The following is a 25,204-nucleotide window of genomic DNA, read 5'->3' on the forward strand; positions in this document are numbered from 1 at the left end:
GGGCGGCCGTGCGCGGCGGCTCCCGGAGAAGACCGAGTGAGGCGTCGCGCGGGTTGGCTGGCGGCTTTCCTGCTGCTGGCATCGGTGGCGTTGCTCGCGCTCGGCGCGGCCATCGGCAGCACGGGACTCGACAGCCTGCAGGCGATGCGGCGTGATCCGGTCGCCTGGCAGATCGTGTGGGATATCAGGCTGCCGCGCACCGCCGGGGCCTGGGTCTGCGGCGCGCTGCTGGGGCTGGCGGGCGCGGTGGCGCAGGGCCTGTTTCGCAATCCGCTGGCCGAACCCTATCTGCTGGGCAGCGCCTCGGGTGCATCGCTCGGCACCGCGCTGGCGCTGCTGGTAGCGGGGCAGGCGGCGACACGCTCGCTCAGCAGCGACTGGCTGATCCAGCTCGGCGTGACCGGCGCGGCCTTCGTCGGCGCGGTGCTGGCGGTGCTGCTCACGCTCACCCTGGCGCGCGGCGCGCAGCACACGCTGCGGCTGCTGCTGGGCGGTGTGATCGTCGGCGTGGTGCTCGGCGCGGCGAAGGACCTGGTCACGCTGGCCGCGCCCCACATCCTGGAGGCGATGCAGGGCTTCACGCTCGGCAGCACCGCCTTCCTCGGCTGGCAGGCGGTGGTGCTGATGACCACGGTGCTGGCCGGCTGTCTGCTGGTGTCGGCGCTGCTGGCGCCGGTGCTCGACGGCCTGACGCTGGGCGAGGCCACCGCCGCCAGCCTGGGCCTGGCGCTGCCGGCGCTGCGCGCGGCGCTGGTGGCGGTGCTGGCGCTGTGCACCGCCACGGCGGTGGCCAACACCGGGCTGATCGCCTTCGTCGGCCTGGCCGCGCCGCACCTGGTGCGTCCGCTGGTGCGGGTAACGCATGCCGGCCTGCTGCTCTTGTCGGCCGGCATGGGCGGTCTGCTGCTGATGGCCTCGGACCTGCTGGCCCGCAGCCTGTTCGCGCCGCAGGAGCTACCGGTCGGCGTGCTGACCGCGCTGCTCGGTGGCGGCTATCTGCTTTGGCTGATGCACCGGCGGGGAGGGCGGCGATGAGCGCCCTGGCCGCCCGTGGCCTGCACGCCCGGCTGGGGCGTCGCGAGATCCTGCACGGCATCGACCTGACGCTGCCCGCCGGCCGCTGGACATCCATCGTCGGCCCCAACGGCGCGGGCAAGTCGACCCTGCTCAAGGTGCTCGCCGGCCTGCTGGCACCGAGCGCCGGCCACGTCGAGCTGCAAGGCCGGCCGCTGACCGGCTGGAGCGCCCGCGAGCGCGCCCGTGCGTTGTCGTGGCTCGGCCAGGGCGAGGGCGCGGACGGCGGCGCCGACGACCTCGCGGCCTGGGACGTGGCCATGCTCGGCCGCCTGCCGCACCGGCCCTGGCTCGCGCCGCCTGGCCCGGCCGACCGCGCGGCGGTGGAGCAGGCATTGCGCGCCACCCATGCCTGGGACTGGCGCGCCCGGCCGCTGGGCGAGCTTTCCGGCGGTGAACGCCAGCGGGTGCTGCTGGCGCGCGCCCTGGCGGTGAGCGCGCCGGTGCTGCTGATGGACGAGCCGCTCGCCAACCTCGACCCACCCCACCAGTCCGACTGGCTGACGACGGTGCGCGCCCTGGCCGCCGGGGGCGCCACCGTGGTGAGCGTGCTGCACGAGATCGGCTTCGCGCTGCACGCCGACCACGTGGTGGTGCTGCAGGCCGGCCGGGTACTGCACGCCGGCGCGCCGCACGACGAGCGCACCCACGCGGCGCTGGAGTCGGTGTTCGACGGGCGCATCGCCATCCGTCCGCTGGACCAGGGCTGGGCGGTGGTGCCGCGCGCCTGAATCCGAAGATCCAAAGAAGAGAGAACCGCATGCAGATCGAAACACCGCCCACCGCCAAGCCCTACGAAAAACCCGAGGGCGAACGCCGGGGCCTGGTCATCGTCAACACCGGCGACGGCAAGGGCAAGAGCACGGCGGCCTTCGGCCTGGCGCTGCGCGCGCACGGCCGGGCCAAGCCGGTGCGCATCTTCCAGTTCATGAAGGTGCCGTCGGCGCGTTTCGGCGAACACCGCATGTTCGAGCAGCTCGGCATTCCGATCGAAGGGCTGGGCGACGGTTTCAGCTGGAAGAGCCAGGACCTGGAACGCAGCGCGCAGCTCGCCCGCGACGGCTGGCAGACAGCGCGTGCGGCGATCCTGTCGGGCGAATACTTTCTCGTGGTGCTCGACGAGATCACCTATCCGCTGATCTACGGCTGGCTGCCGCTGCAGGACGTGCTCGACACCCTGCGCCAGCGGCCGCGCGAGGTGCATGTGTGCCTGACCGGCCGGCGCTGCCCGCCGGAGATCGTGGAGCTGGCCGACACGGTGACCGAGATGGCCATGGTCAAGCACGCCTTCAAGGCCGGCGTGCCGGCGCAGCGGGGCATCGAGGATTGAACGCCTTGCCACCAGCCCTCGCCGCGCAGGCCGTGCTGGTGGCGCTGCTGGTGGACATCGTCTCGGGCGAGCCGCGCCGCTGGCATCCGGTGGCGGGCATGGGGCGCTTTCTGGGCCGCGCCGGACGATGGGCGGCGCCCGAGCGGGCGCCGACAGGGCGTGACCTGAAAGCGTTCCGGCGCGGGGCCATGGCGTGGGTCGCGGGCGCGGCGGCCTGCGCCATCGCGGCCTGGGCACTGCAATCGCTCCTGGTGACGCTGCCCGGGTGGGCGTGCGCCTTGCTGCTGGGCCTGGCGCTCAAGCCGATGCTGGCCTGGCGCATGTTGCGCGACGAAACCGTGGCGGTGGAGGCGGCCCTCGCGCAGTCGCTGCCCGCCGGCCGGCAGCGACTGTCGCGCCTGGTCAGCCGCGACACCACGGCGCTGTCGGCCGGCGAGGTGCGTGAATCCGCCATCGAGAGCCTGGCCGAGAACTTCAACGATTCGGTGATCGCGCCGCTGTTCTGGTTCGCCCTGTTCGGACTGCCCGGCGCGGTCGTCTACCGATTCGCCAATACCGCCGACGCGATGTGGGGCTATCGCGGCATGCGCCAGGGGCGCTGCTGGGAATGGGCGGGCAAGTTCGCGGCACGCGCCGACGATGCGCTGTCGTGGCTGCCGGCGCGGCTGTCGGCCGCGGCGATGCTGGTCGGCGCGCCGGCTGGCATGTGGCGCGGGCTGCCGGCGCAGGCGCGCGTCACGCCATCGCCCAACGGCGGCTGGCCGATGGGCGCGATGGCCCTGCGGCTCGGCGTACGCCTGGGCAAGCCGGGCCACTACCTGCTGAACCCCGCCGGACGCGTGCCCGGGCCGGACGACACCACGCGCGCCGTGCGCATCGCCACCCGCATCGTGCTGGCGATGGGCGTGCTGGCGGCTTTCGTCCTGCTGACCTACCGAGCGAGCCCATGACCCAGCGCGCCCACGGCGGCCCCGACGCGTCGGGACAGTCGCCCTTCGATTTCTCTACCAACGCCAACGCCTGCGGCCCGTGCCCGTCGGCGCTGGCGGCGGTGCTGGCCGCCGATGCGCGCTCGTATCCCGATCCGGCCTACCGCGCGCTGCGGGACAGCCTGGCTCGCCACCATGGTGTGGACGTGGCGCGCATCGTGCCGGCGGCCAGCGCCAGCGAGGCCATCCTGCGCATCACCGCCCGGGCCGTGCAGCGGGGCGTGACGGGGGTGTCGGTGCCGGAATTCGCTTACGGCGACTACCGCCATGCCGCCGAAGCCTGGAGCCTGCCGGTGCACGCACGCGGTCAGCGCCACGCGGCGGGCGCCGCAACGCTGGCCTGGGCCTGCGATCCGTCGAGCCCGCTCGGCCTGGCCGATGCGCCCGCCGCATCCGTCGCAGCCTCGACGCTGGTCGTCGACCGCGCCTATGCGCCACTGCGCCTGTCCGGCGCCGATCCCTGGCGGGCGCATGCCGGCCTTGCCTGGCAGCTCTGGACGCCGAACAAGGCGCTGGGCATGACCGGCATCCGCGCGGCCTATCTCATCGCACCCGAGGGCGGCGAGGACGAAGCCGCCGCGCTCGACCGGCTGGCGCCGTCCTGGCCCATCGGCAGCCACGGCGTGGCCATGCTCGACGCCTGGTGCCACGACGAAGCCCGCACCTGGCTCGCGCAGAGCCTGGACACCCTGCGCGCCTGGAAGTCCGCCCAGCAGGCCTTGTGCGACAGCCTCGGCTGGCAGCCGCTGCGCTCCGACGCCAACTTCTTCGTCGCCCGCCTGCCCGAAGGCACGCCCGCCGACCTGCTCGCACGACTGCGGGAGCAGGGCGTGCAACTGCGCGATTGCGCCTCCTTCGGACTGCCGGGCCACGTGCGGCTGGGCGTGCTGCCGCCGCCGGCGCAGCAGGCGCTCGCCGATGCGGTGGGAGGCGCGGCTGGAGGCTCGGGCGGCGGGGCCACTACCATGCACGCCCCGAACCCCTGGAAATAAGCGCAGCCATGGCACGCCTCGACAACGAAGACAACCGGTCCGTCGCCCTCTACTGGGACTTCGAGAACCTGCACGCCAGCCTGGTCGAGGAGCGCTACGGCGAGGGCACCTACGGCAAGACCGACAACCGCTTCAAGGTGCAGGAGCCGCTGGTGGACGTGCAGGCCATCGTCGAGCTGGCGTCGTCCTTCGGGCCGGTGGCGATCAACCGGGGCTACTGCAACTGGCAGTTCTACGGCCGCTACCGCGACGCGCTGCTGCAGGGCGCGGTCGAGCTGATCCAGCTGTTTCCGCCGGGCGCGTCGGCCAAGAACGGCGCCGACATCAAGCTCTGCCTCGATGCGGTGGAAGACATCCAGCGCTTCGGCCATATCGCCACGGTGATCATCGTCGGCGGTGACAGCGACTTCATGCCGGTGGCGCAGAAGATCAAGGCCGCCGGCCGCGCGCTGGTGGGTATCGGCACCCGGCGCTCCACCAATCGGCACTGGGCCAAGAGCTGCCACGAATTCCGTTATTACGAAAACCTGGTCGAGCCCCTGGCCGAAGCGGCCCGGGCCGAGCCCGAAGCACCGCCCGCGGCGGTACCGGCGCTGGACCCGGCCGCCGAGATGCTGCGCCGCGCGGTGCACCTGCTGGCCGAAACCAAGGGCGACCCGTGGGTGAACAAGGGCGCGATCTTCCACATGGTCAAACGCCTGGACCCGACCTTCGATCCCCGGGAATACGGCCACGCCAACTTCCCCGCCATGGTCAAGGCGCTCGACCAGGTGGTGGAAGTGCGCAAGGGCGATTCGGACCAGCAGGTCCGGCTGCTGCCGTGATCGGCCGCGTGGCGAAGGCCACGCCATGACCGCGCGCTGCGTCATGGTGCTCGGCACCACCAGCGGCGCCGGCAAAAGCTGGCTCACCACCGCGCTGTGCCGCTGGTATGCCGACCGCGGATACAAGGTCGCGCCGTTCAAGGCGCAGAACATGAGCAACAACGCCCGCGTGGTGGCGGGCGGCGAGATCGGCAGCGCGCAATATTTCCAGGCCCTGGCCGCGCGCGCCGAGCCCGACGTGCGCATGAACCCGGTGCTGCTCAAACCCGAGCACGACACCGCCAGCCAGGTGGTGCTGATGGGCCGGGTCGACACCACGCTGACCAGACTGCCCTGGCGCGAACGCAGCGCCCATGTCTGGCCGCACGTCGCGCGTGCGCTCGATGCGTTGCGCGCCGAGAACGACGTGGTGGTGATCGAAGGTGCCGGCTCGCCTGCCGAGATCAACCTGCAGGCCAGCGACATCGTCAACCTGCGCGTGGCCCGGCACGGCGACGCGCGCTGCCTGCTGGTCACCGACATCGACCGGGGCGGCGCCTTCGCCCATCTCTACGGCACCTGGGCGCTGCTGCCCGAAGCCGACCGCGCACTGCTGCGCGGCTTCGTGCTCAACAAGTTCCGGGGCGACGCCAGCCTGCTGGCGCCCGGCCCGCAGATGCTGCAGGACATGACCGGCGTACCCACCGTGGCCACCGTGCCGATGTGGTGGCGCCACGGCCTGCCCGAGGAAGACGGCGTGTTCGACGACCGCCCCGGTGGTGCATCGGGCGCGGTGCGGCTGACGGTGGCGGTCGTGGCCTATCCGCGCATCAGCAATCTCGACGAGTTCCAGGCGCTGAAGAACATCGAGGGCGTGCGGCTGGTGTGGGCGCGATCGCCCGCGCAGTTGCAGTCGGCCGACTGGATCGTGCTGCCCGGCTCCAAACACACCAGTGGCGACCTGGCCTGGTTGCGCACCCAGGGCCTGGACGCCGCCGTCGCCGCGCACGCGGCGGCCGGCCGGCCGGTGCTGGGCATCTGCGGCGGGCTGCAGATGCTGGGCGAAGCGCTGATCGATCCGCACGGCATCGACGGCAACGGCCCGGGCCTGGGCCTGCTGCCGCTGGTGACGGCCTTCGAGCCGGAGAAGACGGTGCGCCACACGCGCGCGCGTTTTGGCGCGGTGGGCGGTGCGTGGTCGGCCTTGTCGGGCGTGGAGATGGCCGGCTACGAGATCCGCCACGGCCAGACCGCCGCCCGGCCCGACCTGCCGGCGCCGTTGCGGGTGCTGCCCGAAGGCCTGGGCTGGCAGAACGCCCAGGGCAATGTGCTGGGCCTGTACCTGCACGGCCTGTTCGAGGACAGCGCCGTGCTGCAGGCTTTGTTCGGTGCCGAAGCGCCCACGCTGGACCGGGTGTTCGACGGACTGGCGGCGGCGGTGGAGCGCGACTTCCGGCCGGGTTGGCTGGCATCGTTGCTCGGCTGAACCGGCCGCCGGGGCTGGCTTATCGCACCAGCATCTCGTAGACCTTGGGATCGTCCGCGCACTGGCCGGCGCCGCATTCGACCACGGTCGACACCAGGTTGCCGGCGATCAGCGCCACGAAGACGATCGCGACGAATTTCTCCAAGATGCGCGACACCGAAAGCCCGTGCAACGCCGGTTGGAGGACCGGTCCCCAATGGCCCAGAGACATCATCAGCGCCACCGCCAGGACCAGCAGCACCGACGCCACCAATGCCCAGGTGTAGAAATGCAGCCCGAGAAAACTGCTGCCATAACCGACATTGCCGGGTTCTATGTGCAGAAACACCTGACGCAGCGCGATGGCGCCGGTAGTGACAGCGCCGACCAGCGCCATCGCGTAATGGGTATTGCGTATGCCCATCCGAATATTGAAAAGAAATCCAAGGCCGACCAGTATCAGCCCCGCCCGTTGCAGCAGGCAAAGTGGGCATGGTAATTCGGAGCGGACCAACTGGTAATAGAAGGCAACGCACAGGCACAAGCTGATGCCGACCAGTCCGGCGAGGTTCAGCCAAACCGCTACCGAATGGTCGTTGCGCGGATTCAATGAGTTCGTCATGCCGGGCTCCTCTCAGAATGAAAGCGGAAGGTGGGTGGTTGCATGGTGGTCGAACCACAGCAGGCAGACCGCCAGCATCACGCCCCAGCAGGCATAGGCCGCCCTGGATTTTTCAAACAGCGAGAAAATGGCGGTGGCCAGCGCGATCGCAAAAGGTAGAAGCATCACCATTTACTGGTTCCAGGCAAAGTTGAGGTGCGCCGGAGCTTTGCAGATAATCGGCGGCACAGTCTTCGCCATGTTTAGGCCGGACAGGGTAAAGCGATAAATATCCAGTATTGGGATGCGCGGCAATATGGCGCGACGCCGTGTGAATAAATGCGCGTTCACCCCGCCGCGGAGTCGGGCGCTGCCGCTGTCATTGGTCGCAGCCGGCCCGCCGCCTTACGATCACCGGCTTCGCCGTCTCCAGAGGATCCACCCATGAACGCCCCCTTCACACCGCCCGCGCGGCAGCCCGCCACCGCCCAGGATCTCGCCGCGCTGCCGCTGATCGAGAAGTGGATCTCGTTTGCCACCGTCTCGCGCGACAGCAACCTGCCCTTGATCGAATGGACCCGCGACTGGCTCGCTGTCCACGGCGTACAGAGCGAACTCACCTACGACGACACCGGCCGCAAGGCCAACCTCTGGGCCACGCTGCCGGCGGCCGACGGCGAGACCAAGGTCGGCGGCATCGTGCTCTCCGGCCATACCGACGTGGTGCCGGTCGACGGCCAGCCCTGGGACACCGACCCCTTCGTCGCCACCGTGTCCGGCGACAAGCTCTACGGCCGCGGTGTCACCGACATGAAGGCCTACAGCGCCACCGCGCTGTTCATGGTGCCCGAGCTTCTGCGCCGCAAGCTCAAGCGGCCGATCCACCTGGCATTGAGCTACGACGAGGAAATCGGCTGCATCGGCGTGCGGCCGATGATCGCCAAGATGGTCGACCAGGGCTTCCGCCCGGCCGGCTGCATCGTCGGCGAGCCCACCGGCATGCAGGTGGTGATCGCGCACAAGGGCAAGCACGGCTACAAGACTTCGGTGCGCGGCCACGAGGCGCATTCCTCGCTGACGCCGCTGGGCGTGAATGCGGTCGAGGTGGCCTGCGAATTCGTCGCCAACCTCAAGTCGATGGCGCGCCGGCTGGCCGCCGAAGGGCCGTTCGACCCGCTCTTCGACGTGCCATTCACCACCATCCACACGGGCGTGATCCATGGCGGCACCGCGCTCAACATCATCCCGCGCGACTGCGAGATCGCTTGGGAGATTCGCCATCACCACCTGAACTCGCCGGTTGCCCTGTTCAACGAAGCCAAGGCCTTCGGCGACAGCCTGGTGCCCGCCATGCAGGCGGTGGCGGCCGACACCGGCATCACCCACCGCCAGACCTCGGTGCTGCCCGGCTTCGCCACCGACGCGGCCAGCGAAATCGCGCAGATGGGTTTCCGCTGCGCCGAGGTCGACGGCGCCAGCCAGGCGGTGAAGGTGTCGTTTGGCACGGAAGCTGCGTTGTTCCACCAGGTCGGCGTGCCGACCATCGTCTGCGGCCCCGGGCACATCGCCCAGGCCCACCAGCCCAACGAGTGGGTGACGCTGGAACAGCTCGCCTGGTGCGAGCGCTTCATGCGCCGGCTCGCCGACGAGGTCTGCATCGACTGATCCCCGCTTTTCGCATCCATCGTTTTCAGGACCCATCGACATGACCGCAGACCGCCGCCGCTTCATCGGCACCAGCTTCGCCCTCGGTGCCATCGCCGCCTCCGGCCGCGCCTTCGCCCAGGCCTCCGGCCAGGTCGTCCACATGGTCGTGCCCTTCGCCTCCGGCGGCGTGCAGGACATCCTGGCGCGTTCCATTTCCACCGAACTCGGCCTGGCCCTGGGCCAGACCGTGCTGGTGGAAAACCGTGCCGGCGCCGGCGGCACCGTGGGCACCGGCTACGTCGCCAAGGCCGCACCCGCCAGCAACACCATGGTGATGGCCGCGGCCAGCCACAACATCGCCGGCACGCTCTACACCAAGCTGAGCTATGACCCGCAGAAGGACTTCGCGCCCATCGCCCACATCGGCACCGCCGACTACGTGCTGATGATCCATGCCGACGTGCCGGCCAAGACCGTGGCCGAATACATCCGCCATGCCAAGGCCAACCCCGGCAAGCTCAACTACGCCACCAGCGGCGTCGGCAGCGCCACCCACCTGGCCATGGCGTATTTCAACGGCAAGGCGGGCATCGACGTCGTCCACATTCCGCTCAAGGCGACCGGCGAGGCGATCAACGAGGTGATTTCCGGCCGGGCGCAGGCGGTCATCGCGGCGAGCATCGGGGCGCTGGCGTTCGCCAACGATGCCCGGGTGCGGCTGATCGGCGTTACGTCCACCCAGCGGTCCAAATACCTGCCTTCGGTGCCGACCATCGCCGAAAGCGGTCTGCCCGGCTACCGCTTCGACTCCTGGTTCGGCCTGCTCGGCCCCGCCGGCACGCCGCCCGCGCAGATCGCCAAGGTGAACGCCGCCGTCGGCAAGCTGCTGGAAGACCCGGTGATCCTGGAGCGGCTCGACAAGCAGGGCATCCGCCCGCAGGCGATGAGCGCCGGCGATTTCGGCAAGCTGCTGGCGACCGACTACGTGCGCATGGCCGAAGTCGTCAAAGCCTCCGGCGCCACGGTGGAGTAGTGAGCCCCTCGGCTTTTTCACTTCGCTTCGCTGCGTGTAAACGCCATCCCCCAAGGGGAAGGCTTCGCCGAGTCCAGGGAAACCCTGGCCTGGTGAGTTGTGTGCCCCTCGGCTTTTTCACTTCGCTTCGCTGCGTGTAAACGCCATCCCCCAAGGGGAGGGCTTCGCCGAGTCCAGGGAAACCCTGGCCTGGCGAGTTGTGTGCCCCTCGGCTTTTTCACTTCGCTTCGCTGCGTGTAAACGCCATCCCCCAAGGGGAGGGCTTCGCCGAGTCCAGGGAAACCCTGGCCTGGCTCTACTTGGATATGAGCGCTTTCGGGTGGCGGCGCCCGGTGTGAGCCCCCCCTAGGGGGAGGGCTTCGCCGAGTCCAGGGGCCCTGGGCTGGCTCTACGGGAACATGGGCGCCATCTGGGGGCGCCCGCTGTTTGTGGCAGGGGAGGACTCGCGCATCGAGCGGGTGAGCCGGCGTGGGGCAGGGCGCCGATAGACTCGTCGGCTCTTTTCCCTTTCTCGCCATGAGCTTCGTCGTTCCCTCCATTCCCGACCTCCACGAGCCGACGCTGTCGGCCCGCCTGCGCCACCTCATCGACCACAAGACCAAGCCGCTCGGCTCGCTCGGGCGGCTGGAGTCACTGGCGCTGCGCATCGGCGCCATCCTCGGCAGCGAAGCGCCGCGCCTCGTGTCACCACAGCTGCTGGTCTGCGCGGCGGACCACGGCCTGGCAGTGCGCGGCGTTTCGGCCTATCCGAGCGACGTCACCTGGCAGATGGTCGAGAACTTCCTCGCCGGCGGCGCGGCGGTGAGCGTGCTGGCGCGCCAGCACGGCCTGGCGCTGACCGTGGCCGACTGCGGCGTGGCGCACGACTTCGCGCCCCGGCCGGGGCTGGTCGACTGCAAGGTTGCGCGCGGCACCGCCGACGCCTCCACCGGCCCGGCCATGACGCCCGCCCAGCGCGACCAGGCCCTGGCCCACGGCCAGGCGCTGGTGCGATCGTTGCCCGGCAACGCGCTGCTGCTCGGCGAAATGGGCATAGGCAACACCTCGTCGGCCTCGCTGCTGCTGGCCCGCCTCGGCGGCGTGCCGTTGGCCGACTGCGTGGGCGCCGGCACCGGCCTGGACGACGCCGGCATCGCCCGCAAGCTGGCGGTGCTCGGCGAGGTCTTGGCGCTGCATGCCGATGCCACGCAATCGCTCGACGCCCTGGCCGCGTTCGGCGGATTCGAGATCGCCACCCTGGCCGGCGCAACGCTGCAGGCGGCGGCCGAGCGCCGGGTGATCCTGGTCGACGGCTTCATCACCAGCGCGGCGGTGCTGGTGGCCGCGCGCCTGGCGCCGGCCGTGCTGCAGCGCTGCGTGTTCGCCCATCGCTCGGGCGAACGCGGCCATGGCGCCTTGCTGGCGCAGCTCGGCGCCGAACCCTTGCTCGACATGGGCCTGCGCCTGGGCGAAGGTTCGGGCGCGGCGCTGGCCTGGCCGATGCTGGTGTCGGCCTGCGCGATCCTGGCCGAGATGGCCAGCTTCGAATCGGCCGGCGTGGCGACCGCCGCCTGACGATCAGGCGGCTGCTTCCGCGCCACGCCGCGCGGCCTCGGTGTCCCGGGCCGGCGGCAGGCCGAACATGCGGCCGTACTCGCGGGTGAACTGCGGCACGCTCTCGTAGCCCACGCCGAACGCGGCAGCGCTCGCCGACGCGCCTTCGCCGATCATGCGGCGCCGCGCCTCTATCAGCCGCAGCCGCTTCTGAAACTGCAGCGGCGACAAGGACGTGACGGCGCGGAAATGCTGATGGAACGACGAGGGGCTCATGCCGGCCGTGGCCGCCAGCCGCTCCACCGTCAGCGGCCGGTCGAATTCCGCGCGCAGCAGCGCCACGGCCCGCGCCACGCGGCGCACCTGGCTTTCGGGCCAGCCCAGCTGGCGGATCGCCGGACCGTGCTTTCCGGTCAGCAGCCAGTAATGCAGTTCACGCACGCCCTGGGCCTGCAGGATCGCGAGCGACTCCGGCCGCTCGACGAGCCGCATCAGCCGCCCGCAAGCCTCGGCCACTTCGGCATCGGTGGTGGTGGCGCGTGCGGCGTCGTGGCCGGTGCCGGGCAGCACGGGCTCCATCTGCAGGGCGAGTTCGGACACCACCGACAGATCGAGGTCCATCACGATCGACACATAGGGCGCGGCCTCGGTGGCGTCGGTGATGCGGCTGACGGTGGGCACGTCGGCGGTGATGAGCAGCGAATCACCGCTCTGCAGCCGATGCGTGCGGGTGCCGACCGTCACTTCCTTGGCGCCTTGCAGCACCAGGCAGACCAGGGGCCGGTAGATGTCGTGAATCAGCCCGCTGGGCCGGTGCGATCGCACGATGCTCAGGCCGTCGATCGGCGTGGGCGCGATGCCGGCGGCGTCGGCATGGGCGTCCGCATGGCGGCGTGCCGCCTGGAGCAGGGTCTCGGTCATGGCGCCGAGCGTAACGGTGCCGGGCGCCCGCCGAAACCCCATTCGGAGGATCGGGCAAGAAGCTTCGAGCTTTCGGTAAAGACGCTGCGCGCGGCGGTTTCTAGCATCGGTCCATCACTTCACAGGACCGCACCATGAGCGCTGAAAACTCCTCCGCAACCAACACCATCGCCCTCGTCACCGGCGGCAGCCGGGGCCTCGGCCGCAACACCGCCCTGCACATCGCCCGTGCCGGCGGCGACGTGGTCATCACCTTCCGCAGCCGCGCGGACGAGGCGCAGGCCGTGGTCGCCGAGATCGAGTCGCTCGGCCGCAAGGCGGTCGCCCTGCAGCTCGACACCGCCGTCGCCGCCGGCTTCGCCGACTTCACCGCCCGGCTGCGCCAGGCGCTGCGCGCCACCTGGCAGCGCGACAGCTTCGACCACCTCGTCAACAACGCCGGTCATGGCGAGCACGCCGCCTTCGCCGACACCACCGAAGCGCAGTTCGATGGTCTGGTGAATGTGCACCTGAAGGGCGTGTTCTTTCTGACCCAGGCCTTGTTGCCGCTCATCACGGACGGTGGCCGCATCGTCAACCTCTCCTCGGGCCTCACCCGTATGAGCTGGCCCGGCTACGCCGCCTACGCCGCCATGAAGGGGGCGGTCGAAGTGCTGAGCCGCTACCTCGCCAAGGAGCTGGGCACACGCGGCATCGCGGTCAACACCGTGGCGCCGGGCGCCATCGAGACCGACTTCGGCGGCGGCGTGGTGCGCGACAACCCGGAGATCAACCAGCGCGTGGCCGGCATCACCGCGCTCGGCCGCGCGGGTGTGCCCGACGACATCGGGCCGATGATCGCCAGCCTGCTCGCGCCCGCCAACCGCTGGGTGAACGCGCAGCGCATCGAGGTGTCGGGCGGTCAGGGTCTGTGACGATGCCGCTGCGAGGACCGCGCGACATACTGCCGTTTTTTTCAGCCCGGTTATTCGGGATCAATTCATGAAACGACTGCATCGTCTCGCCGCCGCCCTCGCGGCATCGGCCCTGCTGGCGGCGCCGGCCTGGGCGCAGAACGTCAAGGTGACACCGCTCGGCGGCATCGACGGCGAGTTCTGCGCCCAGGACCGCGCACTCGTCTTCGAAGACCCCAACGGCACCCGCATCCTCTACGACCCCGGCCGTACCGTGGCCGGCGCCACCGACCCGCGCCTGGGCAAGATCGACATCCTGCTGGTCAGCCATATGCACGGCGACCACATCGGCAATGCGCACACCGCCGCGCCCAATGCCGGCACCTGCGGCGCGCCCGACATGTCGGTGTCGGACTATCCGCATTCCAACGCGGTCAACATCGCTTTCGCCAAGAATTCCAAGATCGTCGTCGGCAGCGAAATGCCGCCGTTCTTCGCCGCCAAGCTGCGCTCGCTCGGCGGCAACCCGGCCAACGCGATGCTGGCGCGCTTCGGCGGCAGCGTGACCGTGGGCGGCGTGCGCATCGCCACGGTGACCGCCATGCACAGCAACGGCGTCGAGCCCGAATACATCGGCGGTGACCTCGGCAAAGCCATGAAGGAAGCCGGCATCGCCGGCGACGTGGGCCTGGCCACCGGCTATGTGCTCACCTTCAGCAACGGCCTGGTCGCCTACCTGTCGGGCGACACCGGCATCACCGCCGACCAGGACCGCGTGGTGCGTGACTACTACCGCGCCAAGCTGGTCGTGATGAACATGGGCGACGGCTTCACCACCGGCCCGGGCGAGGCGGCCTATGTGGTCAACGAGCTGGTCAAGCCGGCGGCGGTCATCGCCTCGCATGCCAACGAGGTGGGCACGGTCGGCGGCAAGGTGCGGCCGGGCAGCAAGACCGAGGCCTTCATCAAGGCGGTGAAAGTTCCGGTGCATGTTCCGCTGTCGGGCATCACCATGGAGTTCACCGCGCGCGGTGCCTGCGCCGCCGGCTGCTGACCGGCCTCCGGCGGCCGGCCATCACCTGATTAGGTGATGACGATGCGGTAAGCGCCACGGCACCATCGCGCCCTTCGGCGCGTCGGCCGACACGAGGAGCAAGCATGGTCTGCCCGGCTTCGAGCTACAGCGGTATCCGAAACGACAACATCGCCTGGTCCAACTGGAGCGGCCGCGCGGGACGCACGCTCAAGTCGCTCTTCGTGCCCGCGCCCGCCGGCGCCGTGAACACCGACGTGCCACTGCCGCCGCCGGTCGGCCTGCAGCAGCTGGTGCGGGTGGTGAAGGACGCGACCGACAACGCGCGCTCGGTGCACGCCATCGGCAGCGGCTGGGCCTTCGACGACCAGGCCATCGGCGACGACTGGGCCATCGACATCCGCGGGCTGCGCTCGCGCTTGCTCGGCACGGTGGGCGACGCGCAGGTCAACGGCATCGCCAACAACGCGCCGCAGACCGGCGCCGGTCTGACCGATAGCTGGCGCGCCAGTCAGGCCGATCGCGCCGGAACCCGCAAGCTGGTGCATGTGGAGGCGGGCATCAAGCTGTGGCAGCTGATCCAGATGCTCGACGGCCTCGGCCTGGCGCTGCCCACGCTCGGCGGCGCCAACGGCCAGGCGCTGGCCGGCGTCATCAACACCTCGGTGCACGGCGGCGACTGGATGCAGCCGGCATTTCCGGGCCTGGTGCGGGCGCTGCACCTGGTGACGCACGGCGGGCGCGAAATGTGGATCGAGCCCGGCACCGCGGCCATCACGCGCGACGACCGGCTCAAGCCCACGCTGAGCTGCCCGGACGTGGAGATCGTGCGCAGCGACGAGATCTTCCATGCGGCGGTCGTCGGCATGGGTCGCTTCGGCGTCGTGTATGCGTATGTGCTGGAAGTGCGGCCACAGTTCTGGGTGGCCGAGGTGGCGACCCGGCCCGATCGCAACGCGGTCTTCGCGGCCTTGCGCGCGGGAGCCGCCACCATCAACAACCCCTTCGGCGCGCTGCTCTCACTGCTCGCCCAGGACGCCGGGCCGGCAAGCGTGGCCGAGTCCCGGTCCGGGGCGCAGCCGAGCTTCTTTCAGCTGCTGCTGAGCACCCGCAATCCGCCGGGCATCTGGGTGCAGCGCCGCTGGGAAACCACCGACCGCAGCGACCTGAACGTGGGCGCGGCCACCGACGTGTCGGGCGACCTGGTGGCGCTGGGCCTGAATGCGCTGCTGGTCGCCAATCCGCTGGGTTCGATCTTCAGCGCGCTCAATCCGATCCTCGATGCGATCGTCAACGGCGTGATCGACGGCGAGATGAAGAACGCCGCCGAAAAAGGCCGGCGCGGACGGCACGCCTGGGTGACCGCCGGGCCGCCGAGCGGCAAGTTTCCGGACTACAAGGGTGTGTCGGCCGAGGTGATGTTCGACGCCAACAACCCGGCCTATGTCGACTTTCTGCAGGCGATCCTGGCCGAGGGCGGCAACTTCCGTCAGGTGGGCTGGCTGTCGCTGCGGCCGAGCCGGGCCACCACGGCCACGCTGTCGATGCACAACGTGGGCGGCACGCACGCCGTGTCGATCGAGATCGCCTTGCTGGCCGGCATGGTCGACAACGAACGCTTCATGACCTTCGTGCAGCAGAAGGCGCTGGCGCTCGGCGGGCGGCTGCACTGGGGTCAGGTCAACGGCGCGCTCACGCCGCAGACCGTGTCGGCGCAGTACGGCGGCATGTTCGACAGCTGGCGCCGCGCGCTGTGGCGGGTGAGCGGCGACAGCATGGTGTTCAGCAACCAGTTCAGCCGGCAGCGCGGCCTGGAGCCGGTGGCCGCGCGGGCCCAACTGGCGGCAGCGGTGCCGTCGCCCGACAACCTGCTGGTGGCGCGCTCCGGCCCGCTGCAGTCGCGTCTGTGGTCGCCCACCGGCGGCTGGACCGCCTGGCAGAACACCGAACTGGCGGTGCCGCAGGACGCCGGGCCGGTCGAGCTGGTGACCGAAGGCGGTCGCTGCCACCTCTTCTTCGTGGCCGGTGACGGCGGGGTGATGTTCCGCACACGTGCGGCCACCGGTAATTGGGGCATCTGGTGGTTCGTCACCACCACCAACAACGAGAAGCCCTGGCAGGGCGTGGCGGGCGGGGCGGTGCACGCCGTCTCTCCGGGCCTGGGGTCGGTGCATGTGTTTTACGCAACCGCCACGGGCACCATCCTCGGCCTGCGCGGCGAGACCGGCGCCGGCGTTTCGTGGAAGGAACGGCGGCCGATCCAGAACGGACGCACCGCACCGGGCGGCCATGTCACCGGCGTCAGCCGGCGGCCGGGGCAGATCGACATCTTCACCGTCGGCACCGACCGGCAGGTCTACACGGCCGCCTGGAACGCGGCGGCCGGCTGGCAAGGCTGGTGGGCGATTCCCGGCGTGAGCGCGCCGCCCGGTGCGCCCGTCTGCGCGGTGTCGCGGCGGCAGGATTTCATCGACATCTTCGTTGCCGACGACGCCGGCCGCACCATGTCGGCCGCCTGGCAGCCGGGCCAGCCGTGGAAGGGCTGGTGGCATATCCAGAACGGACGCACCGCGCCCGGCGGCGCCATCACCGGCGTGAGCCGCGGGCTGGATCAGCTGGATTTCTTCATGGTGGGCACCGACAGCCGTCTCTATTCGGCCGCCTGGAGCCCGGGCGGTGGCTGGGGCGGCTGGTGGTGGATCAACAACGCGGTGGCGAGCCGATCCGGCGCGGCGGTGCCGGTGGTGTCGCGGTCGACCAATCTGCTCGATGTGTTCATGGTCGACGGCGCGGGCACCTCGCAGACCCTGGCTTGGGCGCCAGGGCGTGGCTGGGGTGGGCCGTGGCCGATGTGAGGCCGTTGTACGGGTGGCGGCGACCCGCAGGCTGACACGAAGCATCGGCCTGTGGAGGAAGGGCGCGCGGCGCGGTGGCTGACAGGGCGCGGCGGCCTGCTGCGGGCAATATTCAGGCATCCCAATCTTTCGGAGATAGCCATGAAAAAGATCGCATTCGCCCTCGTCGCCTCGCTCGCCGTGCTGAGCGCCCAAGCTCAGGTCGGCAAGGCCGCCGACCAGGCCACCGACGCCGCGCAGCACAAGATCGACCAGAAGCAGGCCGAGAGCAAGGCTAAGGAAAGCGGCCCGGTCGGCAAGGCGGTGAACAACGTCAAGGCCGACTACCACAAGGAACGTGCTTCGGCCAATGCCGACAAGGCCAAGAAGTCGCTGGAAAAAGCCGGCTCCTGAGCATTGATGCAGCCCTTCGGGGCTGAACGGAAAAAGGGTCTTCGGACCCTTTTTTCATGCCCGTGGCCGATTCAACTTTTCTTCGATTTCGGCGCGGGGGTCTTGGGTTTGAAGTCGCAATAAGGGGCCACCGCGCACTCCCAGCAGCGCGGCGTGCGGGCCACGCACACATAGCGGCCATGCAGGATCAGCCAGTGATGCGCATGCAGCATGAACTGCTTGGGAATGCGTTTCATGAGCTTCATTTCCACCGCCAGCACATCCTTGCCCGGCGCCAGTCCGGTGCGGTTGGAGACCCGGAAGATGTGGGTGTCCACCGCCATCGTTTCGTGGCCGAATGCCACGTTAAGCACCACATTGGCCGTCTTTCGGCCCACCCCCGGCAGTGACTCCAGCGCCTCGCGTGTTGGCGGCACCTCGCCTTCGAACTGATCAACCAGGATGCGGCAGGTCGCCAGCAGGTTCTTCGCTTTGTTGCGATAGAGGCCGATGGTCTTGATCGCCGCTTCCACTTTTTCCAACCCCAGATCGAGCAGCCCCTGAGGCGTGTTGGCCAGCGGCCAGAGCCGGGCGAGCGCCTTGTTGACGCCGACATCGGTGGCCTGAGCGGACAGCAGTACGGCGGCGAGCAATTCGAATGGGGTGGTGTATTCCAGTTCGGTCTTTGGTTCGGGGTTGGTGGCCTGGAGCGTGGCGAAGAAGGGGGTGATATCGGCGACTTTCATCTTGGTGATTTTACTGGGCGAATGTAATTCCGATTCTCAGCGGGCTGATTGATGCCATCAAACCAGATCGGCGAGTGAAAACTCTTTCGTGAAAGCTATGCCGGGCGTCACGCTTGAGAAAATTACTGTTATGCCTGGCAAGATCTCAATACTTCCTGGCATGTTTAGTAATGGTGCAAATGAAATTTGCGCTATGGACGTTGAAAATCTGGGCAAGGTTTTTCAGAGGCTATCTTTACGGTCTGAGCGGCAGATTACTAAATTTTTAGTAAAAGTGAGTTTTTCGGCGGGGAGAGATTCTGCGGATCGATCTGAGTGGTTTGCCATCAAATGCCGCCGAGTTCATCTTTAATCTCGCCTCCCCAATGGCCGAGCCCGAAAGCTACGCACGCTGCTCGCTGGAATGGGCTTAATAGGCGTCGTCGCACCACATTGCAGACTTGATTCAGTATGCAAGGTTGTTAATGACCTATTCGGCGACGGCGATCTCATGCATCGTAGAACCAGGCGCTTGTAGCGATAAAAGCCATGCGCCGCCCACCTTTTTCAGTTCTGGATCAGAAAGCGTAATGGCGTGTTGACCAGGGCTCATAACCGGGCGAGTGCTTTTTTGGCGCCGATGTCCGTGGCCTGCGCGAACAGCAGCACGGCGCGAAGGAGACCTGCTATCGAGGTCTGGCGAAGAATCATGCGCAGTCGTTGAGCCTGTTCGAACCGGCGATCGCCGTCCCAACCCTTGCCGCCCCAGATCAAAAAGCAAAGGCGGCTTATTGGTTAGCCGCCAAAGCCTGACGCGTGCGTCGTAGACGCCGACATCGATCGCTTGCATTGAATACAGCGTACGGTCAGCAGCTCAAGCGGGGCCATCAATCTTCAGCGTTATACGAACGTTATGTTACGCCTTGGAATAAAGATGGCTTGTTTCACGATTTGCTAGATCCATCGGATCATTGACGCGATTTGGCGTGGGTGTAACCCTTGTCAAGTCTGTTTAAAACGGACTCTTCAACAATTGAACCAAGGACTGAAAACAATGTGCTCAAAATATTCTGCCTCGAACGTCGCAAGCAAAATTGTCTCAATGATCGCATTAACTTGCGCCGGATTTGGCGCTACGGCTGCTGGGTTGGAACAAAATAGGGTAAATGTAACATTCGAATCTTATGATGGCTCGGTGGATTTTGGCACGCAGTCGATTCCATTTTTTGGAGCAGTGTTCGGGTCAAGCGATTACAACAGAGATATTATTTTTATTAGTCCTGAGTATATCCTATTTAATTTCTTCGATACGTCTTATCAAAACGCTTATAATTCATATATATTTACCAATCTTGATGGTGACTTTCCAACAAATTTTACATATGACGAAGCAAAGAGCAATCTTCCGTTTTCTCAAAGCAGAATATCCAGTTCTGGCAATACGCTGACGATTTCGCTATATGGCTATAGCGAAGGCGCAGGACAAGTGGTTCTGAGTACCGTATCCGCCGTTCCCGAACCCGAAACATACGCCATGCTTCTCGCCGGCATGGGCCTGATCGGCGCCATCGCCCGCCGCCGCTCCATCGCCAAACGGCGCGCCTAGCCAGGAACGGCGACAATCCAGGGCTTCGCGCGAAGCCCCTCGCACTGAGCATGGCGGCGTCGCGACGTATTCCTTCTCGCTGTTCCTGCCCATGACCATGCAATTCGCCGACCGCCTACAGAACGTCGAAACCTCCGCCATCCGCGAACTCTTCAAGCTGCTGGGCACGCCCGGCATCGTCAGCTTCGCAGGAGGTTTTCCGGATAGCGCGATGTTCGACGTGGACGGCATCCGCGAGGCCAGCGCCCGTGCGCTCGACGAGCCGGGCGCGCTGCAGTACGGCGCCACCGAAGGCTACGAGCCGCTGCGCTCGCAGCTGTCGGCCTTCATGGCGACCAAGGGCGTCGAGGTCGCGCCGCAGGGCCTGATCGTCACCACCGGCAGCCAGCAGGCGCTCGATCTGATCGGCAAGACGCTGATCAGCCCCGGCGACAAGGTGATCGTGGAAGGCCCGACCTTCCTGGCGACGATCCAGTGCTTTCGCCTCTACGGCGCCGAACTCGTCAGCGCGCCGATCGATGCCGATGGCGTGAAGACCGATGAGCTCGAGGCGCTGATCCAGGAGCACCGGCCCAAGTTCGTCTACCTGATTCCCACCTTCGGCAACCCCAGCGGCGCGCTGCTGACCCGGGAGCGCCGCAAGAAAGTGCTGGAGATGGCGGTGCGCCACGGTACGGTGATCGTCGAGGACGATCCCTACGGCGACCTGTATTTCACCGATGCCCCGCCGCCACCGAGCCTGATGGCCATGACACCCGAGGTGCCCGGCAGCCGCGAACTGCTGGTGCATTGCGGCAGCATGAGCAAGGTGCTGAGCCCGGGCCTGCGGGTGGGCTGGATGATCGCGCCGCCGGCCCTGCTGGCCAACGCGGTCATGTGCAAGCAATTCAGCGATGCCCATACCAGCACTTTCGCGCAAGCCACGGCCGCGCAATACCTGAAGAGCGGCCGCATGCCGGCGACGTTGGCGAACGTGCGCAAGGTATATGCCGAGCGTTGCCGCGCCATGGCCGAGAGCCTGCGCAGCGAGCTCGGCGGTGCGATCACCTTCACCCAGCCGCAGGGCGGCTTGTTCTTCTGGGCGCGGCTGACCGGCGCCAATGGCGGGCCGACCGATGCGAGCGTGTTCGCCAAGAAGGCCATCGAGCAGTTGGTGGCCTTCGTGCCGGGCGCGCCGTTCTTCGCGGCGAATCCGGATGTGTCGACGCTGCGGCTGAGTTTCGCGACGGCCGACGTCGCGCGCATTCAGGAAGGCATCGCCCGCCTGGCGAAGGCGCTGTGAACCGCCCGCGATAATCCACCATGAAGAAAACTTATTCGCTTGCCGTAGAAGGCAAGAACCGCGACCGCCTGCTGGACGCGGTCAAGCACGATATCCGCCGTTATCTCAAGCGTGAACGCCGCCGCGACCTGCCGGCCGGCGTGGATTTCTGGGACTTCGACTGCCGCTTCGGCGCCACCGAGCAAAGCGCCGAGCGGGTGCACCTGGGCAGCCTGATCGAATCGGTGGACGCGGCCGCTGCCAGCGGAGCGGATTCGTTCTATGTGGAAGTGCTGACGACACACGGTGTGCGCAACAAGGCGCGGCCGGGCGGCACGGCGTCGGATGCCGAAGGCGCGGCGGCGGCCTTCGGCGACCACGATTAACTCTTCTCTTGGGGGGGCTCGTCGGCGCGCTGGCTCGCCAGTGCCGCCTGGGCCGCCGCCGCGCGCAGCTTGTCCTTCTTGCTCGGACGCCGGCCCTTGATGCCGCCGGCGCCGGACGGCGCTTCTGCCGGGGCCGGCGCGGGCGTGGTCTCCACCGGCTCGAAGCCGGCAATGATTTCCCGCTCGATCGCCACGCCGTTGCGCTTCTCGATCAACCTGAAATGCGCTTCGGTGCTCGCGCTCACAAAACTCACCGCCACGCCGCTGGCGCCGGCACGTCCGGTGCGGCCGATGCGGTGCACGTAGTCGACCGCCGAGCGCGGCAGGTCGTAGTTGACGACCACGCCCATGTCCTCGATGTCGATGCCGCGCGCGGCGAGATCGGTGGTCAGCAGCAGGTCCCAGCGGCCGGCCTTGAATTCATCCAGGATCTGCTGGCGCGCGCCCTGGCTCAGCTCGCCGTGGAAGGCGGTGGCGAACACGCCTTTCTTGTAGAGCTTGTCGGCCACGTGTTCGGCGGTGTAGCGGGTGGCGACGAAGACCAGCGCGCGTTTCCAGGCGTGGGCTTTTTGCAGATGGCGCAGCAGCGCGGTGCGCTGTCCGGTGTCGACCAGCACGGCGCGCTGTGCGATGTCGGGGCGGCCTTCGTCGGTGGTGGCGATTTCCACCCTCACCGGGTCGCGCAGCAGGCCACGCGCCAGGGCCTCGACAGCCGGCGGGAAGGTGGCCGAGAAGAACAGGTTCTGCCGGCGCTCGGGCAGCAGGCCGAGCACGCGCTGCAGCTCTTCGGCAAAGCCCAGGTCGAGCAGGCGATCGGCCTCGTCGAGCACCAGGCAGGCGAGGGATGACAACGACAGGGCGTTGTGGTCGACCAGGTCGAGCAGGCGCCCGGGCGTGGCAACCACCACGTCGCAACCTCCGCGCAAGGCCATCATCTGCGGGTTGGCCGACACGCCACCGAAGACGACCGCCACCTGCGGCCGGCCCGGCATCTGGCGGGCCAGGTCGCGCAGCAGTTCACCGGCTTGCACCGCGAGTTCGCGGGTGGGCACCAGCACCAGGGCTTGCGGCAGGCGGCGGCGCTGTTCGATGACCGGTGGCGGCAGGCGCTGCAGCAGGGGCAGGGCATACGCGACGGTCTTGCCGGAGCCGGTCTGGGCCGTGGCGAGCAGGTCGGCCCCGCCCAGTGCCGGGGGAATTGCCTCCGCCTGGATGGGCGTGGGTGTGCGCAAGCCCAGCGTGCCGATGGCGTGGACGAGTTCCGGCGACAGGCCGAGGGCGGAAAAGGGCATGGGGGAGGGCGCGGGCGTCGGCGCGGGAGGCAAAGGAAGGGTGCCGATCTTGGCACGGATGGCTCGGTGCGGCCCAGCCGCTTCGGCCGTCAGGCGCCGGCGGGCTTCACCAGCACCGGTTGCTCGCGGTAGAGCTCGGGCATCAGCGCCTTGAGATGGGCGATCTTCGGCAGGTCGTAGGTGGCGATATAGCCCTGTGTGGGATGCAGGGTGGCGTAGTCCTGGTGATAGGCCTCGGCGGGGTAGAAGGCCTTCAGCGGCGCGACTTCGGTGGCGATGGGCGCGGTGTAGGCCTTGGCGGCGTCGAGTTGGGCGATGTAGCGGCGGGTGAGGTCCTGCTGCGCCGGCGTGGCGTAGAAGATGGCCGAGCGGTACTGGGTGCCGATGTCAGGGCCCTGGCGGTTGCGCTGCGTGGGGTCGTGGGCGACGGAGAAATAGATCTGCATCAGTTTGCCGTAGCTGACCTGTTGGGGATCGAAAGTGACCTGCACCGCCTCGGCGTGGCCGGTGCGGCCGCCGCTGACCGCCGTGTATTGGGCGGTATCGGCCGCGCCACCCGCATAGCCGGACACGGCAGAGAGCACGCCGCGGGTGTGCTGGAACACGCCCTGCACACCCCAGAAGCAGCCGCCGGCGAAGACAACGGTCTGCGGGCCGGCCGTGCCAGCGACCATGTCGGCAGCCGGTGGCGGAATGCGCACCGGCTCTTCGGCCGCCTGGCTCGCGCCGAAGAAGGTCCAGGCGGCGAGCGCCAGGACGCTGGCCAGCAGCAGCGGCTTGCTGCCACCGATGCGCGACGGTGACGGAGTAGCGGATCGGGCGGGACGGCGTGACGGGACCATGGCGGACTCCTGGGCAGGGATGGGTGTCGTTTGGATACAGCGTCGAAGCGATGGTTCACCCATCATCGCGCCGGAGTCGCGAATGGCAATCTATGCATAACATGCATACCGGAAACGCATGGGTCCTTGGGGCCGGCCGCCAGTCACGCTATCGTGCGACATCGCTTTTTGTCCACCGGAAGGTATCGTCGTCATGAGCACATCCACCACCCGCGCCACGCAGCTGAACGCGCTGTCCTTCGTGCAACCCACGCCCACCAGCGCCTGGGGCACCTACTTGTCGCAGGTCGACCGGGTGATGCCCTACCTGGGCAAGCTGCAGCGCTGGTCAGAGACGCTCAAAAGGCCCAAGCGCGCGCTGATCGTCGACGTGCCGATCGAGCTCGACAACGGCACCATCGCCCACTACGAGGGCTACCGGGTGCAGCACAACCTGTCGCGCGGCCCGGGCAAAGGCGGCGTGCGCTTTCACCCCGAAGTCACGCTCGAAGAGGTGATGGCCCTGTCGGCCTGGATGACCGTGAAATGCGCGGCGGTGAACCTGCCTTACGGCGGTGCCAAGGGCGGCATCCGGGTCGATCCCAAGGCGCTGTCGCAGAACGAACTGGAAAAGATGACGCGCCGCTACACCAGCGAGATCGGCCTGATCATCGGCCCGCAGCAGGACATTCCCGCGCCGGACGTGAACACCAATTCGCAGATCATGGCCTGGATGATGGACACCTATTCCATGAATACCGGCGCCACCTCCACCGGGGTCGTCACCGGCAAACCGATCCACCTGGGTGGATCGCTGGGCCGAGTCAAGGCGACCGGGCGCGGCGTGTTCGTCACCGGCCGCGAGGCGGCGCGCCGCACCGGGCTGGACCTGCGCGGCGCCCGGGTCGCGGTGCAGGGCTTTGGCAACGTGGGCTCGATCGCGGCCGAGCTGTTCGCCGAATCCGGCGCCAAGGTGGTGGCGGTGCAGGACCACACCGGCACCGTGTTCAACGGCGACGGCTTCGACATGCCGGCGCTGATGGAAGCGGCCCGCCGCGACGGCGTGGTGAGCCTGGCGGGCGCCGAGCGCATCGACAACGAAGCCTTCTGGGACGTGGACTGCGACATCCTGATTCCGGCCGCACTCGAAGGCCAGGTGACGGCCGAGCGCGCCCGCAAGCTCAAGGCCAAGCTGGTGCTCGAAGGCGCCAACGGTCCGACCGTGCCAGAGGCCGACGACATCCTGGCCGAGCGCGGCGTGCTGGTGGTGCCCGACGTCATCTGCAACGCCGGCGGCGTGACCGTGTCGTACTTCGAATGGGTGCAGGATTTCTCGTCCTTCTTCTGGACCGAGGACGAGATCAACCAACGCCTGGACCAGATCATGGTGAACGCGCTCAACCACATCTGGGACACCGCCGACCAGCATAAGATCGGCCTTCGCACGGCGACCTTCGCGGTGGCCTGCGAGCGCATCCTCGCGGCACGCCAGGAGCGCGGCCTGTACCCCTGATTTCCTTGCCTGACCCGACTGTGAGTCTCTCTTGACCGAAGCGCAGGACGCTTCCCCCG

24 protein-coding genes are annotated in these 25,204 nt (G+C 68.2%); 18 read left to right on the forward strand and 6 right to left on the reverse strand.

Annotation, left to right across the window (positions count from 1 at the left end):
• The first annotated feature begins 36 nt into the window (after nt 1-36).
• The 7 genes from R9X41_RS07955 to R9X41_RS07985 are packed head-to-tail and all read left to right on the forward strand — an operon-like array spanning nt 37 to nt 6,674.
• Nucleotides 37-1,035 carry a FecCD family ABC transporter permease gene (locus R9X41_RS07955; protein WP_318634335.1) on the forward strand — a complete coding sequence of 333 codons (999 nt, stop codon included), beginning with the start codon at nt 37-39 and terminating at the stop codon, nt 1,033-1,035.
• Entirely contained in the window at nt 1,032-1,805 is a 774-nt protein-coding gene (locus R9X41_RS07960) for an ABC transporter ATP-binding protein (protein ID WP_318634336.1), read from the forward strand. Before R9X41_RS07955 ends, R9X41_RS07960 begins: the two co-directional genes overlap by 4 nt.
• A 29-nt stretch (nt 1,806-1,834) precedes the next feature.
• Entirely contained in the window at nt 1,835-2,404 is a 570-nt protein-coding gene (gene cobO, locus R9X41_RS07965) for a cob(I)yrinic acid a,c-diamide adenosyltransferase (protein ID WP_318634337.1), read from the forward strand.
• Nucleotides 2,401-3,354, forward strand: a complete 954-nt coding sequence (gene cbiB, locus R9X41_RS07970; RefSeq protein ID WP_412556671.1) for an adenosylcobinamide-phosphate synthase CbiB — start codon at nt 2,401-2,403, stop codon at nt 3,352-3,354. Before cobO ends, cbiB begins: the two co-directional genes overlap by 4 nt.
• A complete protein-coding gene (locus tag R9X41_RS07975) occupies nt 3,351-4,385 on the forward strand; it encodes an aminotransferase class I/II-fold pyridoxal phosphate-dependent enzyme (protein WP_318634339.1) in 1,035 nt (344 codons plus the stop codon). The genes cbiB and R9X41_RS07975 overlap by 4 nt, the downstream gene beginning before the upstream one ends.
• Nucleotides 4,386-4,393: 8 nt before the next feature.
• Nucleotides 4,394-5,209: an NYN domain-containing protein gene (locus R9X41_RS07980; RefSeq protein ID WP_318634340.1), complete on the forward strand. Its 816-nt coding sequence runs from the start codon at nt 4,394-4,396 to the stop codon at nt 5,207-5,209.
• Between the two features lie 25 nt (nt 5,210-5,234).
• Nucleotides 5,235-6,674, forward strand: coding sequence for a cobyric acid synthase (locus R9X41_RS07985; RefSeq protein ID WP_318634341.1), 1,440 nt, complete (start codon nt 5,235-5,237; stop codon nt 6,672-6,674).
• 19 nt (nt 6,675-6,693) lie between these two features.
• Here the strand turns inward: R9X41_RS07985 and R9X41_RS07990 are convergent, their stop codons facing one another.
• Both R9X41_RS07990 and R9X41_RS07995 read right to left on the reverse strand, forming a co-directional pair.
• Complete coding sequence (locus R9X41_RS07990; RefSeq protein ID WP_318634342.1) at nt 6,694-7,275, reverse strand: disulfide bond formation protein B; 582 nt, start codon at nt 7,273-7,275, stop codon at nt 6,694-6,696.
• Between the two features lie 12 nt (nt 7,276-7,287).
• On the reverse strand, nt 7,288-7,446 hold the full coding sequence (locus R9X41_RS07995) for a DUF5993 family protein (protein WP_318634343.1): 159 nt from the start codon (nt 7,444-7,446) through the stop codon (nt 7,288-7,290).
• Nucleotides 7,447-7,698: 252 nt separating this feature from the next.
• On the opposite strand from R9X41_RS07995, the gene argE reads away from it, so the two are divergent.
• The 3 genes from argE to cobT all read left to right on the forward strand — a co-directional run bounded on the left by argE (nt 7,699) and on the right by cobT (nt 11,488).
• A complete protein-coding gene (gene argE / locus R9X41_RS08000) occupies nt 7,699-8,919 on the forward strand; it encodes an acetylornithine deacetylase (RefSeq protein ID WP_318634344.1) in 1,221 nt (406 codons plus the stop codon).
• 40 nt (nt 8,920-8,959) lie between these two features.
• Nucleotides 8,960-9,934, forward strand: a complete 975-nt coding sequence (locus R9X41_RS08005; RefSeq protein WP_318634345.1) for a tripartite tricarboxylate transporter substrate binding protein — start codon at nt 8,960-8,962, stop codon at nt 9,932-9,934.
• A 516-nt stretch (nt 9,935-10,450) separates the two neighbouring features.
• Nucleotides 10,451-11,488, forward strand: a complete 1,038-nt coding sequence (cobT, locus tag R9X41_RS08010) for a nicotinate-nucleotide--dimethylbenzimidazole phosphoribosyltransferase (protein ID WP_318634346.1) — start codon at nt 10,451-10,453, stop codon at nt 11,486-11,488.
• Between the two features lie 3 nt (nt 11,489-11,491).
• Here the strand turns inward: cobT and R9X41_RS08015 are convergent, their stop codons facing one another.
• The gene (locus tag R9X41_RS08015; RefSeq protein WP_318634347.1) at nt 11,492-12,388 is read right to left on the reverse strand and encodes an AraC family transcriptional regulator; all 897 of its coding nucleotides are present in this window, start codon (nt 12,386-12,388) and stop codon (nt 11,492-11,494) included.
• Nucleotides 12,389-12,522: 134 nt separating this feature from the next.
• Between R9X41_RS08015 and R9X41_RS08020 the strand changes: the two genes are divergently transcribed.
• The 4 genes from R9X41_RS08020 to R9X41_RS08035 all read left to right on the forward strand — a co-directional run bounded on the left by R9X41_RS08020 (nt 12,523) and on the right by R9X41_RS08035 (nt 17,562).
• Complete coding sequence (locus R9X41_RS08020; RefSeq protein ID WP_318634348.1) at nt 12,523-13,302, forward strand: SDR family NAD(P)-dependent oxidoreductase; 780 nt, start codon at nt 12,523-12,525, stop codon at nt 13,300-13,302.
• A 67-nt stretch (nt 13,303-13,369) separates the two neighbouring features.
• Nucleotides 13,370-14,335 carry an MBL fold metallo-hydrolase gene (locus R9X41_RS08025; RefSeq protein WP_318634349.1) on the forward strand — a complete coding sequence of 322 codons (966 nt, stop codon included), beginning with the start codon at nt 13,370-13,372 and terminating at the stop codon, nt 14,333-14,335.
• Nucleotides 14,336-14,439: 104 nt separating this feature from the next.
• Entirely contained in the window at nt 14,440-17,169 is a 2,730-nt protein-coding gene (locus tag R9X41_RS08030) for a hypothetical protein (RefSeq protein WP_318634350.1), read from the forward strand.
• Between the two features lie 141 nt (nt 17,170-17,310).
• Complete coding sequence (locus R9X41_RS08035; RefSeq protein WP_318634351.1) at nt 17,311-17,562, forward strand: hypothetical protein; 252 nt, start codon at nt 17,311-17,313, stop codon at nt 17,560-17,562.
• Between the two features lie 71 nt (nt 17,563-17,633).
• Here the strand turns inward: R9X41_RS08035 and nth are convergent, their stop codons facing one another.
• Nucleotides 17,634-18,287 carry an endonuclease III gene (gene nth / locus R9X41_RS08040; protein ID WP_318634352.1) on the reverse strand — a complete coding sequence of 218 codons (654 nt, stop codon included), beginning with the start codon at nt 18,285-18,287 and terminating at the stop codon, nt 17,634-17,636.
• A 1,012-nt stretch (nt 18,288-19,299) separates the two neighbouring features.
• On the opposite strand from nth, the gene R9X41_RS08045 reads away from it, so the two are divergent.
• The 3 genes from R9X41_RS08045 (at nt 19,300) to R9X41_RS08055 (ending at nt 21,519) form a co-directional block, all read left to right on the forward strand.
• The gene (locus R9X41_RS08045) at nt 19,300-19,872 is read left to right on the forward strand and encodes an FxDxF family PEP-CTERM protein (protein ID WP_318634353.1); all 573 of its coding nucleotides are present in this window, start codon (nt 19,300-19,302) and stop codon (nt 19,870-19,872) included.
• Nucleotides 19,873-19,969: 97 nt separating this feature from the next.
• Nucleotides 19,970-21,154 carry an aminotransferase-like domain-containing protein gene (locus tag R9X41_RS08050; protein ID WP_318635177.1) on the forward strand — a complete coding sequence of 395 codons (1,185 nt, stop codon included), beginning with the start codon at nt 19,970-19,972 and terminating at the stop codon, nt 21,152-21,154.
• A 20-nt stretch (nt 21,155-21,174) separates the two neighbouring features.
• On the forward strand, nt 21,175-21,519 hold the full coding sequence (locus R9X41_RS08055) for a DUF6172 family protein (RefSeq protein WP_318634354.1): 345 nt from the start codon (nt 21,175-21,177) through the stop codon (nt 21,517-21,519).
• On the opposite strand, the gene R9X41_RS08060 is transcribed toward R9X41_RS08055, so the two are convergent.
• Nucleotides 21,516-22,811: a DEAD/DEAH box helicase gene (locus tag R9X41_RS08060; protein WP_318634355.1), complete on the reverse strand. Its 1,296-nt coding sequence runs from the start codon at nt 22,809-22,811 to the stop codon at nt 21,516-21,518. The two genes, R9X41_RS08055 and R9X41_RS08060, sit on opposite strands and share 4 nt — an antisense overlap.
• An 89-nt stretch (nt 22,812-22,900) precedes the next feature.
• The gene (msrA, locus tag R9X41_RS08065) at nt 22,901-23,653 is read right to left on the reverse strand and encodes a peptide-methionine (S)-S-oxide reductase MsrA (RefSeq protein ID WP_318634356.1); all 753 of its coding nucleotides are present in this window, start codon (nt 23,651-23,653) and stop codon (nt 22,901-22,903) included.
• Between the two features lie 193 nt (nt 23,654-23,846).
• Here msrA and R9X41_RS08070 point away from each other — a divergent pair, with 193 nt between their 5' ends.
• On the forward strand, nt 23,847-25,145 hold the full coding sequence (locus tag R9X41_RS08070) for a Glu/Leu/Phe/Val family dehydrogenase (protein WP_318634357.1): 1,299 nt from the start codon (nt 23,847-23,849) through the stop codon (nt 25,143-25,145).
• Nucleotides 25,146-25,204: the final 59 nt, after the last annotated feature.

The organism is Xylophilus sp. GOD-11R, assembly GCF_033546935.1.
GTDB lineage: Bacteria > Pseudomonadota > Gammaproteobacteria > Burkholderiales > Burkholderiaceae_C > Xylophilus.

Coding starts and splice junctions, on each gene's coding strand:
- R9X41_RS07980 (WP_318634340.1), top strand. CDS start 4,394: ATGGCACGCCTCGACAACGAAGACAACCGGTCCGTCGCCCTCTACTGG.
- cobO (WP_318634337.1), top strand. CDS start 1,835: ATGCAGATCGAAACACCGCCCACCGCCAAGCCCTACGAAAAACCCGAG.
- R9X41_RS07975 (WP_318634339.1), top strand. CDS start 3,351: ATGACCCAGCGCGCCCACGGCGGCCCCGACGCGTCGGGACAGTCGCCC.
- cobT (WP_318634346.1), top strand. CDS start 10,451: ATGAGCTTCGTCGTTCCCTCCATTCCCGACCTCCACGAGCCGACGCTG.
- R9X41_RS08055 (WP_318634354.1), top strand. CDS start 21,175: ATGAAGAAAACTTATTCGCTTGCCGTAGAAGGCAAGAACCGCGACCGC.
- nth (WP_318634352.1), bottom strand. CDS start 18,287: ATGAAAGTCGCCGATATCACCCCCTTCTTCGCCACGCTCCAGGCCACC.
- argE (WP_318634344.1), top strand. CDS start 7,699: ATGAACGCCCCCTTCACACCGCCCGCGCGGCAGCCCGCCACCGCCCAG.
- R9X41_RS07995 (WP_318634343.1), bottom strand. CDS start 7,446: ATGGTGATGCTTCTACCTTTTGCGATCGCGCTGGCCACCGCCATTTTC.
- R9X41_RS08050 (WP_318635177.1), top strand. CDS start 19,970: ATGCAATTCGCCGACCGCCTACAGAACGTCGAAACCTCCGCCATCCGC.
- R9X41_RS07960 (WP_318634336.1), top strand. CDS start 1,032: ATGAGCGCCCTGGCCGCCCGTGGCCTGCACGCCCGGCTGGGGCGTCGC.
- R9X41_RS08025 (WP_318634349.1), top strand. CDS start 13,370: ATGAAACGACTGCATCGTCTCGCCGCCGCCCTCGCGGCATCGGCCCTG.
- R9X41_RS07985 (WP_318634341.1), top strand. CDS start 5,235: ATGACCGCGCGCTGCGTCATGGTGCTCGGCACCACCAGCGGCGCCGGC.
- R9X41_RS08070 (WP_318634357.1), top strand. CDS start 23,847: ATGAGCACATCCACCACCCGCGCCACGCAGCTGAACGCGCTGTCCTTC.
- R9X41_RS07990 (WP_318634342.1), bottom strand. CDS start 7,275: ATGACGAACTCATTGAATCCGCGCAACGACCATTCGGTAGCGGTTTGG.
- msrA (WP_318634356.1), bottom strand. CDS start 23,653: ATGGTCCCGTCACGCCGTCCCGCCCGATCCGCTACTCCGTCACCGTCG.
- R9X41_RS08060 (WP_318634355.1), bottom strand. CDS start 22,811: ATGCCCTTTTCCGCCCTCGGCCTGTCGCCGGAACTCGTCCACGCCATC.
- R9X41_RS08015 (WP_318634347.1), bottom strand. CDS start 12,388: ATGACCGAGACCCTGCTCCAGGCGGCACGCCGCCATGCGGACGCCCAT.
- R9X41_RS08005 (WP_318634345.1), top strand. CDS start 8,960: ATGACCGCAGACCGCCGCCGCTTCATCGGCACCAGCTTCGCCCTCGGT.
- R9X41_RS08035 (WP_318634351.1), top strand. CDS start 17,311: ATGAAAAAGATCGCATTCGCCCTCGTCGCCTCGCTCGCCGTGCTGAGC.
- R9X41_RS08020 (WP_318634348.1), top strand. CDS start 12,523: ATGAGCGCTGAAAACTCCTCCGCAACCAACACCATCGCCCTCGTCACC.
- R9X41_RS08030 (WP_318634350.1), top strand. CDS start 14,440: ATGGTCTGCCCGGCTTCGAGCTACAGCGGTATCCGAAACGACAACATC.